Below are 12,739 nucleotides of genomic sequence, written 5' to 3'. Positions count from 1 at the left end.
TTATTGAACTTTTATAAAACGTACGGCTTTAATATAAACTGAACCTTTGATACCTGCTTTGTTGTCTAAATCCGAAGAATTTAATGCAACTTCAGCATCTTTTGCGACGTATTTTTGAGTTTCTACAGCAGATTCAAAACGTAATTTGTATCCTTTATTCAATTTTGCAGTATCAAACTCGATGACACGTGTCGCTCTCGCTCCTCCAGCAACTGAAGCACCTGTAATTCCGTTTAATTTTTCTTTTTTCTTACTATTAAATTTGTGCCATTCTTTTAACGTGTTATACCACTCGTTATCTGTTCCCAAAACACCTAAAGTTTTTTCGTATTGTCCTTTTGGATTGATTAATGAAATCACTACATAGGCTTCTTTTCCCGTGTAATTATTCATCTGAATCATTGTTTTGTATTTTGTTGTTTGTGCAAAAGTGGCAGTTGCCATTAAGATTACAACTAATCCAACTAATTTTTTGATTAAGTTAAATTTCATCTCCTTTATTATTTTAAAAAGTCAATAGACACATTATTTTTCTTTAAGAATTCGTTTTCTCCAGCCAAATCATAAGCTGTTTCGTCAAATTCTGTTTTAATATCTTTTTTCGCTCCAGCAGCAACCAAAGTTTTCAAGATTGCATCATCTTTCGCAATCAAAGCTGCTTTGTGTAACGCTGTATTTCCGTCTTCATCTTGTGTATTAAGATTCACACCTAATTCAATCGCTTTTTTCACCAAATTTACATTTCCTTTATCAACAGCGATGTGTAACAAAGTTGCACCTTTGCTTTGAGTAGCTTTAAAATCAACTTTTGCATTTGTTAATAAAGCTTGTTTTTCTGCGAATGATTCATCATTTGGTTTGAAAGAATTGAACCAATAATAAGCCAAATTATTTCCATCTTTATCTACAATATCAGCTTTAGCGCCTTTTTCTAACAATAAAGAAACGATTTGAGATGTTCCAGAAGCAACAGCTTTGGTTAAAGCTGACTCACCATTTTTATTAACCGCATTTACATTGTTTGCTTTTGATAAAAATGTATTGATTAAATCTGTATTTTTTCCTCCAGCAGCAACCATTAATGCAGTGTTTCCTTCTTTATCAGCAATTTTAGCATCAACACCTTTTGATAAGATAAAGTTGATTGTTTCTGAGTTTCCCCTGCGAGACAAAGCGTGTAATAATGTTTGTCCGTCTGGATTTAACGCTTTCGGATTTAATTTATATTTTGTAATTAATTCTTGGAAAACTTCTACGCCATTTTCTTTTGTTCTCGAACCTTGTGTGGCAAAAAATAAAGCTTGATCAGTAGGTTTAATTCCTTTCGCGATTAATTTATCTATGATTGATAAGTTTCCTAATTTTGCAGCATAATCCGCTATAGTACGTCCGTTAGCGTCTTTTTCGCTTAATGATAAACCTTTCGAAATAAAGTATTCTGTTACTTTTAAATCATCATCATTTGCAATCGCTTCCATAATTAAGTTAGTCCCATTTTCTCCTTTCACTTTTGGATTGGCACCAGCTTTAATTAACGCATCGTAAACCGCTATATTTTGATTTCCAGCACTCGCTGCATACGTTATCACATCGTAACCATGGCTATCTTTGTAATGAACATCAGAACCTTTGGCTAATAAATAATTTACTAATTCTAAATTCCCCGCAGCAGCTGCCCATTGAAGATAAATTCTTGAGTGATGCGTTTTTTTATCAACAGAATTTCCTTCTTGTTCAATTAAAAATTTAGTCACATTAAAATCTGCTTTGTTGTTAATCGCTATTACAACTGGATCAAAGAAACCACCATTTTGAAAAGAAGGACTATTTCCTTTCGAAATTTCAGTTTTTACAGTTTCTATTGTTGGATTATTTTTCCAAAAACCAGCGTCCATCAAAGTGTTCGTCTGAGCTTGAATAAATGAAGCGACAAGGATAGCAGCAGAAATGAATAATTTTTTCATATGAATAGAATATATTGTAATAATTATTTAGACTAATTTTAATTTGATTTCAAAAGTATTATTTTTATTTATATTAATTCTAATTAAATCAAATAAATTTGGCTAATTCTGCTAAACATCAGTTTTTTGAAAACAAAAAAGATTGCAGATTAGCAATCTTTAATATTTCTAAACTACTTTATTCAGCTCGTCTTGGACCATTTTCTCTCGATTTCAAAACGTTTTCAACATCTTCCAATTTGAAACCTTTGGCTTTCAATAAAATTAAATAGTGATACAACAAATCCGCCGCTTCATTAATAAATAAATTATCGTTGTTGTCTTTGGATTCAATCACCAATTCAACTGCTTCTTCACCTACTTTTTGTGCAACTTTATTGATTCCTCTTTTGAATAATTTATTGGTATACGAATCTGGATCATTGTCTAAATCAATTCTATCGTTAATGGTTTGTTCCAATTCATATACAAATCCATGATTTGTTTCTTCTTTAAAACAAGTCGTAGAACCCGTATGACAAGTTGGTCCAAAAGGTTTTGCTTTGATTAAAACTGTATCGTTGTCGCAATCAACTGCGATAGATTTTACTTCCAAAAAGTTGCCTGATTCTTCACCTTTTGTCCATAATCTATTTTTTGAACGAGAATAAAAGGTCACTTTTCTAATTTCTTGGGTTTTGTTAAAAGCTTCTTCGTTCATGTAACCTAACATCAGAACCTTGTTGTTAAGATAATTTTGAATAATAACGGGAACTAATCCGTCGTTACTTTTATTGAAATCGATGTTCATCGTATCGGAATATTTTGTTCTTTTAAATAACTTTTAAGTGTTGGAATTGGAATTTCACCAAAGTGAAAAATACTTGCAGCCAATCCACCACTTGCTTTGGTTTGGGTAAAAATTTCTGTAAAATGCTCCATTTTTCCTGCTCCACCAGAAGCAATTACTGGAAGATTTACAGCATCAGCAACCGCTTTTGTAATATCAATTTTGAAACCAGCTTTTGTTCCATCGCCATCCATAGACGTTAACAGAATCTCGCCAGCGCCTAATTCTTCTACTTTTTTGACCCAATCTAACGTTTCCCATTCGGTTTCAATTTTTCCACCGCTTACGAAAACTTTTTGTGTTCCATTTACATCGCGAGTATCTACTGCAACGACTACACATTGCGATCCAAATCGAGCTGCTAAATCTGCAATTAATTGAGGATTTTTGACAGCCGAAGAATTAACGGAAACTTTATCTGCACCAGCTTTGATGACCGCCGAAGCATCTTCCACAGAATTAATTCCGCCACCAACTGTAAACGGAATATTAATAGCTGAAGCAATTTTTTCAACCATTTCAGCTAAGGTTTTACGTTTTTCTAAAGTCGCTGTGATATCCAAAAAGACTAATTCATCAGCACCTTCTTCTACATATTTTTTTGCTAATTCCACTGGATCTCCCGCATCGCGTAAGCCCACGAAATTAACACCTTTTACCGTTCGTCCATCTTTGATGTCGAGACATGGTATGATTCTTTTCTTCAGCATATTAGTACAATTGTTTTAAGTCTTTCAACTGAATTCTCCCTTCGTAAATCGCTTTTCCAAGAATTGCTCCTTCACAACCTAATTCTTTTATTTTGATTAGATCATCGATTGAAGAAACGCCGCCAGAAGCAATTAATTTGACCTCCGAAGTCGCTAAAATTTCTGCATATAATTCGTTTGAAGTTCCTTCTAACATTCCGTCTTTCGCGATGTCTGTACAAATCACATAATCAATTCCTTTGGTTTTATATTCTTTGATAAAATCTATCACATCTACTTCTGAAGTTTCTAACCAACCATGTGTTGCTATTTTTCGATCTTTAGCATCCGCGCCTAAAATGATTTTATCGCTTCCATACTGTGAAATCCATTCTTGAAATAATGTTGGATTTTGAACCGCAATACTTCCACCTGTAATTTGGTTTGCGCCACATTCAAAAGCAATTCTAATATCTTGATCTGCCTTAATTCCACCTCCAAAATCAACTTTTAAATTGGTTTTAGAAGCAATTAATTCTAACGTTTTATAATTAATGATTTCTTTTGATTTAGCTCCATCTAAATCTACCAAGTGCAAATATTCGATACCGTAATCCTCGAATTCTTTTGCAACTTCCAACGGATTTTCGTTGTATATTTTTTTTGTATCATAATCGCCTTGTGACAATCGAACGCATTTTCCGTCGATAATATCTATAGCTGGGATGATTCTCATAACTGTTATGTTAGATTTACTATTTTGGAATTACGATTAAGAAACAATCGTAATTCGTAAATTAACCTTCGTAAATTATTTTAATTCTTTCATGACCTCTTGGATTGCACGTTCCAATTGTGGGTCTTTATTTTCTAATCGATCTAAGAACGTATTTTTAATATAAATGTCAGGTTTAACTCCAGTTTTTTCTAAATTTTGTCCGTCCAAAGTATAAGTTCCCCAACTTGGTAAACGATAAAATGAGCCATCAACTAATCCTTTTCCAGAAGTGAAAATGATCCAACGATACGTTTCTTGCCCGATGATTTTTCCTAATTTCAAGGCTTTGAATCCTGCAGCTGTCATTTCTGCATCGCTCAATGAGTATTCGTTAATTAATAAAACAATTGGTTTTCCTGAAGGAGCAAAATTTGGTTGAACAGTTAATTGTCCTTCACGATATTTCCATTTCAAATAAGGTCTTTGCGATAAAAAGTTCAAAACTTTATCATGTACATTTCCACCTGTATTGAAACGTAAATCTAAAATGACACCATCTTTTCTATTCTCTTGCTCTACCATGTCCAATAAAAACACATCCAATTCAGAAGTAGACATATTTTTCATGTACGAATAAGCAATTCTATCGTTGCTTAATTTTTTTACACGCTGACGATTTTCATAAATCCATTCATCATATAAAAGCGATTTCAATTCATTATTTGAAATAGGATGAATCTTCGTAGAAATTGTTTTTCCTTTTCGATCAAATTCAAGAGTTAATTCTTCTAATTTTTTAGGCGTTGTAAAATAAGTTTCACGATTTTGGTTTTGATCGATTTTTTGTCCATTCACACTTACTAAAATATCACCTTCTTGAATATCAACATTTTTAAGGAAAGCAGGAGATTTTCGTAAGATTTTTTCAACTGTAAAAGGTTGATTTTTCTTGAAAATAATTCCCGTTTCGTTTGTGAAATAATTCAATCTTCGACTTTCTTCTTTTCCGAAAGATGAAAAACCTAAATGCGAAGAATTTAATTCACCTAGCATATCATTTAGCAAAATTCTTAAATCATTTCGATTGTTTACATAAGGTAAAAACGTTGCGTATTGTTCTTTTTTCGCTTTCCAATCAATTCCATGAAAATTCTCATCATAGAAATTTTCTTCTACTCCAGCCCAAGCTTCTTCGTACATTTGATTGAATTCTGAAGCCAAGTTTTTATTGAAATTATATTTAATACTAACTTTTTCAGGATTTGTAGAATTAATACCAAATTTGTAAACAGAATTATCGATTAAAGCGTAAAGATTTTTTTCATTTTTCAAGATAAAATCAGCGCCTTTGTTGAATATTTTGTCTGTTTTATCTTCTTCAAAATCAGCGGTCGTTTTTCTGTATAACTGAAATTTACCATTTTCTTGGTTAGTATTATAGAATAAAAATTGCTTTTTATCATCCGCAAAAACAAAAGGATTTGTCTGATATCCAAAACGGTCTGTTACCAATTCAATTCTTTCTAAGAATCCTTCTGGATTAATAGTTAATGCTTTAAAATCGTTCTTTTCTTCTTTTTTCTCTTTCTTCTCAACCTTTTTTTCTTCGACAAATAAATTATCAAATTTTTCTGATTTATAAGCTTGATCAAACCAATCTAAAGAAGCACGATAAATACTCGATTCTTGCATTCCCAAAGGATAGGAAGGGTTTTTTCTGTCGCTTGAAAAATAAATGTATTTTCCGTCTGGTGACCAAGTAGGGTCAGCTTCTGAAACACCAGTATTCGTTAAATTAACAGTTGTATTTTTGATGTTGTGAATAAAAATATCCAACTCGAAATTGCGTTTTGCAGAGAATAACACATATTCATCATTTGGAGAAAAAGATGGTTTCGAATTTTGGAAAGCCCAAATTTCATCTTTAACAATTGTTGATGATTTAAGTGATTTCAAATCTAATAATCTTACTTCATCGCGTCCGCTTAAATAAACAGCTTGTGATAAATCATTGTTGAATGTAATGTCTCGATTATTTCTTAAATCAGAAGTTAATTGTTCAACTTTTCCTTTTCCGTCAGCCGAAATTTTGAACCAATTTTGATAACCTTTATAGGTTTGGTTGAATATTAAATTTTTGTTGTCTTTCAACCATTTTACTTCTAAAACACGCTCTTTTCCATCAGAAATTTGATTGACAAATTTCCCTTCATTATCCGAAACAAAAATAATTCCTCTACTTACAAAAGCCATTTTCTTTCCGTCAGGAGAAATATCAAAATAGTCAATATTATTTTCAACTTCAAAATTTTGCTCTTTTTCTAAAGATTTATTCGAATTGACATTAATTGTAAGAGGTTTCGACGTTTTTGCTTTTACATCGTAAACAAATAATTGGTACTCTTTTTCGAAAACAACTTTTGAACCATCAGCCGAAACAAAAGGTTTCTTGATCGAAGTTTCAAATTTTGTTAACGCTTCTTTTTTACCATTTGCTAATTGATATAAGTTGTATTCGCCATTATTTTCGTCCGAAATAAAATAAATAATTCCGTTTTTATCAACTGTTGGATTAAAATCTTTTCCGTTGTAATCGGTATATTGTTTATAACTTTTTGTGGTTGGATTATATCCTAATAAATCTGGATTATTTTCTCCTTTGTATCTTTTTCGTGTAACTTGACTTGCACTTTCAGATGAGTTGGTGAAAATATATTCGCCTTGAGGAGTTTCTACTAAACCATTTGTTGTGTTGAAATAATTTGTAAAAAGCGCTTCTGGTGTTTTTCCGTCTAAATCAATTTTAAAACTTCCAAATCCATTATTTTGGTTTGAGGTAAAATAGACCGATTTACTATCCCAGCTCCAACTTTCGACTTCGTCTTTGGCTTGATGAAACGTCAATTGCTTGATTTGTCCACCATTTATAGGCATTATATAAATATCGTAATTCCCATATTGATTAGAGCTGAATGCCAGCCATTTTCCGTCTGGTGAAACACGAGGATTGATTTCTTCTCCTTCTAAAGCTGTTATTCTTGCAGCATTCCCGCCATTTATATCGGTTGACCAGATGTCGCCATCGTAACTAAAATAAACCGTTTTAGCATCAGGACTTAAAGAAGGAGTAGAAGTGAAGTACACTTTTTCTTGAGCAGAAACCTGCGAAATTGCAAAAGCACTAAGTAAAGTAAAAACTATTTTTTTCATGTGTGTGAATTTATAATTACTATAAACTTAGAAAGTTTTTTAGTATTTGTTCTCCTATTCCTGCAGATTTCTCTGGGTGAAATTGAGTTGCGTAAAAATTATCTTTATGTAAAGCTGCTGAATATTCTAAAATATAGTCTGTTTTCGCGATCGTATATTCTGAATTTTCGCAATAAAAACTATGTACATAATAAATGTCGGAGTTCTCTTGAACGTCATTAAACAAAGGTGTTTTTAAGTCGTAAATCGTATTCCAGCCCATGTGAGGAACGATTTCGGTTGATGGAAATAACTTGACTTGAATAGGGAAAATTCCTAAACAATCGGTATTTCCTTCTTCCGAATAAGCGCACATTAATTGTTGTCCCAAGCAAATGCCTAAGGTTGGTTGTTTTAAGTTTTTAATGACTTTGTCCAAGCCCTTCTCTTTTAAATAAGTCATTGCAGAACTTGCTTCGCCAACTCCAGGGAAAATTACTTTATCTGCATTTTTCAAGGTTTCAAAATCGTCTGTAATTATTGCTTCATAACCCAAACGAGTTACCGCATTGTACACCGATTTTACATTTCCTGCGTTGTATTTTACTATTGCTATCATTTTTTTAGTTCTAAGTTCTAAGTTCTAAGTTCTAAGTCGTAAGGCATAAGGAAAAGAAAATCCTTAGAACTTATACCTTAAGACTTAAGTCTACAAAAGTCCTTTTGTTGATGGTAAAATCATTTTTTCAGGATCGCGTTTTACAGCTACTTTAATGGTTTTTGCAAACGCTTTGAAAATCGCTTCTATTTTGTGATGTTCGTTTGTTCCTTCTGCTTTGATATTTAAGTTAGCTTTTGCTCCGTCTGTAAATGATTTGAAAAAGTGATAAAACATCTCAGTTGGCATTTGACCAATCATTTCGCGGTTAAATTCAGCTTCCCAAACCAACCAGTTTCTTCCACCAAAATCAATTGCTGCTTGTGCTAAGCAATCGTCCATCGGTAAAGTAAATCCGTAACGTTCGATACCTAATTTATTTCCTAGTGCTTGCGCAAAAACTTCACCTAAAGCAATAGCAGTATCTTCAATCGTGTGGTGTTCGTCCACTTCTAGATCTCCATCCACTTTTATTACTAAATCCATTTGTCCATGACGAGCGATTTGATCTAACATATGATCGAAAAAGTGAATTCCTGTCGAAATATCCGATTTTCCTGTTCCGTCAAGATTTAAATCAATTTTAATCTTTGTTTCATTCGTATTACGAACAATTGAAGCAGTGCGATTTTGAAGTTTTAAGAACTCGTAAATCTCTTTCCATGAAGTTGTTTTTAAAGCAATCGCATCATTTAATCCTTTGTTATCATTGATTTCGTCTGCGCCTAAAGCTTCATCATTCGCGATAAAAATTCCTTTTCCACCAAGATTTTGAGCTAATTTAACATCCGTTATTCGATCACCGATTACAAACGAATTTGTTAAATCATATTCAGGGTTATTGATATACTTTGTTAATAAAGCCGTTCCAGGTTTACGCGTTGGCGCATTTTCATGAGCAAAAGTTTTATCAATGTAAATATCCTCGAATTTCACGCCTTCATTTTCGAATGCTTTCACTACGAAATTTTGTATTGGCCAAAATAATTCCTCAGGATTAGAAGGCGTTCCTAAACCATCTTGGTTGGTCACCATAACTAATTCGTAGTCCAATTCTTTTGCAATTTTACCTAAATAAGTAAAGGCTTCTGGATAGAATTCTAATTTGGAAAAGCTGTCAACTTGGTAGTCAGCTGGCTCTAAAATCATTGTTCCATCACGATCTATGAATAGTATTTTTTTCATTTTAGTTGTTTTTGATGTCATTCCGATGTTAGGAGGAATCTCAGAGATTTCTCATTTCACTGTCGTTTCATTCGAAATGACAAATTATATTATTTTAAGTGTTTGTATTAATTTCTGATTTTCAACTTCCGTTCCAACTGTAATACGTAAACAATTTTCGCATAAATCGTTGTTGTTTCTGTTACGAATTACAATTCCTTTTTCGACCAATTGATTGTAACGTTCGTTTGCATTATCAACTTTAATCAAAATGAAATTCGAATCGCTTGGATAGATTTTTTCTACAAATGAGATATCAGTTAAAGCATTTTCTAGAACTTCTTTTTGTTGAATAATCGTATTTGTAATAGCTATCACTTTATCGTAATCGCTTAAAATTTCAATCGCTTTTAATTGTGTTAATTGATTGATGTTATAAGGTGGTTTTATTTTATTTAAAACATCCACAATTTCTTGTGAAGCATACAAAATTCCTAAACGAATTCCTGCTAAACCAACCGCTTTCGACAAAGTTTGGGTAACAATTACGTTTGGATAATTTTTGATTTCTTCTATCCAAGACTGTTCTGTGGCGAAATCGATATAAGCTTCGTCGATAATTATTAAGCCATTGAAACGATTCACAATTTCTAAAATAGTTTCTCTTTTGATGATTTCTCCTGTTGGATTATTAGGAGAGCATAAAAAAATCATTTTTGTATTTTCATCTACTTTTGAGAAAATATCTTCGATGTTTGGTTGAAAATCTTCTTTGTTTAATAACGATTTTCGGTATTCAATAGCATTTAAATTCGCTAAAACACCATACATTCCATAGGAAGGTGAAATCGCAATAACATTATCTTGATTCGGTTCGCAAAATGCTCGGAAAATTAAATCTAACACTTCGTCACTTCCATTTCCTAATAGAATCTGATTTGCAGGAAAGTTTTTGATTTCACTTAAAATCGATTTTACATTACGTTGTAAAGGATCAGGATAACGATTCAATCCATTATTGAAAGGATTTTCGTTCGCATCCAAGAAAACGAAATCGTTATTTATTTCTTGAAATTCGTCACGAGCTGATGAATAAGCTTTCAGCGTTTTTACGTTAGGACGAATGATGTTATTTATGTTGAATGAATTCATGTACGATTTTTGATTTACGATTTTAGATCATTTAGTCTTAAGGTTACTGCATTTTTGTGCGCAAATAACTCTTCGGCTTCAGCCATTAATTCGATTGCTGGACCAATGTTTTGAATTCCTTCTGCTGATAATTTCTGAAACGTGATTTTCTTGATAAAACTATCAAACGAAACTCCTGAATAATTTTTTGCATAACCATTAGTTGGCAAAGTGTGATTGGTTCCTGAAGCATAATCACCAGCCGATTCACACGAATAATTTCCTAAGAAAACTGAACCTACATTAATAATTTTATCGATATAATTTTCAGCCATTTCGCAAGCGAAAATTAAATGTTCAGGTGCATAAATATTTGAAAAAGTTACACATTCTTCGATAGAATTTAAAACAATTCCTTTTGAATTTTCTAACGCTTTAGTCGCTAATTCTTTTCTTGGCAGAACTTCTAATTGAGCATTGATTTCTTCAATCGTTTCATTTAATATTTGTTCGTTTGTTGTTAATAAAATCACTTGTGAATCGATTCCGTGTTCGGCTTGTGATAATAAATCGGCAGCCACATATTTAGGAACCGAAGTTTCATCTGCAATCACTAAAACTTCGCTTGGACCAGCAGGCATGTCGATGGCTACACCAAAGTTTTGAGCAACTTGTTTTGCTGCAGTTACATATTGGTTTCCTGGACCGAAAATTTTATCCACTTTTTGAATCGTTTCTGTTCCAAAAGTTAACGTTCCAATCGCTTGAATTCCGCCAACTTTGTAGATTTTTTCAATTCCGATTAAGTTCGCAGTATATAAAATTGCAGGGTGAATTTTTCCTTCTTTATTTGGAGGTGTACATAAAATAATATTTTGGCAACCAGCTAATTTAGCAGGAATTCCTAACATTAAAGTTGTAGAAAATAACGGAGCTGTTCCACCTGGAATATAAATTCCAACATTTTCGATACCGCGAGATTCTCTCCAACAATTTACTCCTTTTGTGGTTTCAATAACTTTTACTTCTTCACGTTGTTCAGTGTGAAACTTCTCAATATTAGAAGCTGCTAATTGAATTGCTCCTTTTAATTCTTCAGAAATTAAAGTTTTTGCTTCTTCAATTTCTTGAGTAGAAACTTCTAAAGAAGTTAGCTTAACTTGATCAAATTTTTCTGTAAAATCAATTAAAGCTTGATCTTTCTCGGTTTGAATTTTTCCAAAAATATCTAAAACTATTTCTTGTAAATCTTGTGCTTCTTTCGTTGGTCGAGCTGTTAACGTAGACCAATCTGAAAGTTGAGGTTTGATATATGTTTGCATTTTGTTACGAATTACGATTTTAGAATTACGAATTACGATTCAATCGTAAATTGTAAATCGTCAATCAAAAATTATAAAATCATTTTTTCAATTTCTAGTACTAAAATTCCTTCCGCACCCAAAGCTTTCAATTGCTCGATGATGTCCCAAAAAGTATCTTCTTTAATTACAGTGTGGATTGATGACCAACCTTTTTCGGCAAGTGGTAAAACTGTTGGAGATTTCATTCCGGGTAACAAAGCAATGATTTCTTCTAACTTTTCGTTGGGCGCGTTTAATAAAATATATTTGTTCTCAGAAGATTGTTTTACCGCTTCAATTCTAAATAAAAGACGATCTACAATTGCTTGTTTTTCATTGTCGAGATTTTTGTTAGAAATTAAAACTGCTTGTGATTCAACCACTGTTTCCACTTGTTTCAAACCATTTGTTAATAATGTTGAACCTGTAGAAACGATGTCAAAAATAGCATTTGCCAAACCGATACTTGGAGCAATTTCTACGCTTCCACCAATTTCTTCAATCTTAACGTTGATACCTTTTTCTTGGAAAAATTTTTGTAAAATACGTGGATAAGAAGTGGCAATTTTTTTGTCTTGAAAATAACTTAAATCTGTATAAGCTTCATCTTTCGGAATAGCTAAACAAAGTTTACAACCTGCGAATCCTAATTGACGAATTTGAGTGACATTTTTATCTTTTTCCCAAACTTCATTTTCTCCTAAAATACCGATGTCAGCAACGCCTTGTTCTACATATTGTGAAATATCGTCGTCTCGTAAGAATAAAACTTCGATAGGGAAATTTGGAGATTCGGTTCTTAATTTTCGATTACTTGTAGAAATTTTAATTCCGCAATCTTTCAATAATTCGAGTGATTTTTCACTTAATCGACCACTTTTCTGAATGGCTATTTTTAATTTACTCATTTTTAATGTTTTATATTTTTTAAGTTTGAGTAAATCGATGATTAAATCTTGAAGTAACAAAAAATCCCGTTCGATTTACTCAAACGGGATTTAGATATTGTGATAAAATCATTACATACCACTATCTGCTCGCTTGAGTGCAAGTA

At 32.4% G+C, this 12,739-nt stretch carries 11 protein-coding genes; all 11 read right to left on the bottom strand.

Features of this window, described 5'->3' with window-relative positions; genetic code table 11:
• Positions 1-492 (bottom strand): DUF2271 domain-containing protein, encoded by a 492-nt coding sequence (locus N5E64_RS07020; RefSeq protein WP_125349871.1) that lies wholly within the window; start codon positions 490-492, stop codon positions 1-3.
• A gap of 8 nt (positions 493-500) precedes the next feature.
• A complete protein-coding gene (locus N5E64_RS07015; protein ID WP_280036643.1) occupies positions 501-1,964 on the bottom strand; it encodes an ankyrin repeat domain-containing protein in 1,464 nt (487 codons plus the stop codon).
• Positions 1,965-2,142: 178 nt separating this feature from the next.
• Positions 2,143-2,754 carry a bifunctional phosphoribosyl-AMP cyclohydrolase/phosphoribosyl-ATP diphosphatase HisIE gene (gene hisIE, locus N5E64_RS07010; protein WP_125349873.1) on the bottom strand — a complete coding sequence of 204 codons (612 nt, stop codon included), beginning with the start codon at positions 2,752-2,754 and terminating at the stop codon, positions 2,143-2,145.
• Positions 2,751-3,503, bottom strand: coding sequence for an imidazole glycerol phosphate synthase subunit HisF (gene hisF, locus N5E64_RS07005; protein WP_125349874.1), 753 nt, complete (start codon positions 3,501-3,503; stop codon positions 2,751-2,753). Before hisF ends, hisIE begins: the two co-directional genes overlap by 4 nt.
• Before the next feature lies 1 nt (position 3,504).
• On the bottom strand, positions 3,505-4,218 hold the full coding sequence (gene hisA, locus N5E64_RS07000; protein WP_280036642.1) for a 1-(5-phosphoribosyl)-5-[(5-phosphoribosylamino)methylideneamino]imidazole-4-carboxamide isomerase: 714 nt from the start codon (positions 4,216-4,218) through the stop codon (positions 3,505-3,507).
• A gap of 75 nt (positions 4,219-4,293) precedes the next feature.
• Entirely contained in the window at positions 4,294-7,410 is a 3,117-nt protein-coding gene (locus tag N5E64_RS06995; protein WP_280036641.1) for a S41 family peptidase, read from the bottom strand.
• 19 nt (positions 7,411-7,429) lie between these two features.
• On the bottom strand, positions 7,430-8,008 hold the full coding sequence (gene hisH, locus N5E64_RS06990; RefSeq protein ID WP_280036640.1) for an imidazole glycerol phosphate synthase subunit HisH: 579 nt from the start codon (positions 8,006-8,008) through the stop codon (positions 7,430-7,432).
• A gap of 90 nt (positions 8,009-8,098) precedes the next feature.
• The gene (gene hisB, locus N5E64_RS06985) at positions 8,099-9,232 is read right to left on the bottom strand and encodes a bifunctional histidinol-phosphatase/imidazoleglycerol-phosphate dehydratase HisB (protein ID WP_280036638.1); all 1,134 of its coding nucleotides are present in this window, start codon (positions 9,230-9,232) and stop codon (positions 8,099-8,101) included.
• 84 nt (positions 9,233-9,316) lie between these two features.
• A complete protein-coding gene (gene hisC, locus N5E64_RS06980; protein WP_125349880.1) occupies positions 9,317-10,363 on the bottom strand; it encodes a histidinol-phosphate transaminase in 1,047 nt (348 codons plus the stop codon).
• Between the two features lie 14 nt (positions 10,364-10,377).
• A complete protein-coding gene (hisD, locus tag N5E64_RS06975) occupies positions 10,378-11,664 on the bottom strand; it encodes a histidinol dehydrogenase (RefSeq protein ID WP_219033861.1) in 1,287 nt (428 codons plus the stop codon).
• Positions 11,665-11,735: 71 nt separating this feature from the next.
• Positions 11,736-12,593: an ATP phosphoribosyltransferase gene (gene hisG / locus N5E64_RS06970; protein ID WP_125349882.1), complete on the bottom strand. Its 858-nt coding sequence runs from the start codon at positions 12,591-12,593 to the stop codon at positions 11,736-11,738.
• Between the last annotated feature and the right edge of the window lie 146 nt (positions 12,594-12,739).

Origin of the sequence: Empedobacter sp. GD03739 (genome assembly GCF_029843245.1) — a bacterium.
In the GTDB taxonomy this organism is placed as follows: Bacteria; Bacteroidota; Bacteroidia; order Flavobacteriales; family Weeksellaceae; genus Empedobacter; species Empedobacter falsenii_B.
This window is presented reverse-complemented; position numbering and strand designations above follow the sequence as displayed.

Bases quoted from the DNA above. Each gene is read 5' to 3' on its own strand.
- hisH (WP_280036640.1), bottom strand. From the start codon at position 8,008: ATGATAGCAATAGTAAAATACAACGCAGGAAATGTAAAATCGGTGTAC.
- N5E64_RS06995 (WP_280036641.1), bottom strand. From the start codon at position 7,410: ATGAAAAAAATAGTTTTTACTTTACTTAGTGCTTTTGCAATTTCGCAG.
- hisG (WP_125349882.1), bottom strand. From the start codon at position 12,593: ATGAGTAAATTAAAAATAGCCATTCAGAAAAGTGGTCGATTAAGTGAA.
- N5E64_RS07015 (WP_280036643.1), bottom strand. From the start codon at position 1,964: ATGAAAAAATTATTCATTTCTGCTGCTATCCTTGTCGCTTCATTTATT.
- hisD (WP_219033861.1), bottom strand. From the start codon at position 11,664: ATGCAAACATATATCAAACCTCAACTTTCAGATTGGTCTACGTTAACA.
- hisIE (WP_125349873.1), bottom strand. From the start codon at position 2,754: ATGAACATCGATTTCAATAAAAGTAACGACGGATTAGTTCCCGTTATT.
- hisC (WP_125349880.1), bottom strand. From the start codon at position 10,363: ATGAATTCATTCAACATAAATAACATCATTCGTCCTAACGTAAAAACG.
- hisB (WP_280036638.1), bottom strand. From the start codon at position 9,232: ATGAAAAAAATACTATTCATAGATCGTGATGGAACAATGATTTTAGAG.
- hisA (WP_280036642.1), bottom strand. From the start codon at position 4,218: ATGAGAATCATCCCAGCTATAGATATTATCGACGGAAAATGCGTTCGA.
- N5E64_RS07020 (WP_125349871.1), bottom strand. From the start codon at position 492: ATGAAATTTAACTTAATCAAAAAATTAGTTGGATTAGTTGTAATCTTA.
- hisF (WP_125349874.1), bottom strand. From the start codon at position 3,503: ATGCTGAAGAAAAGAATCATACCATGTCTCGACATCAAAGATGGACGA.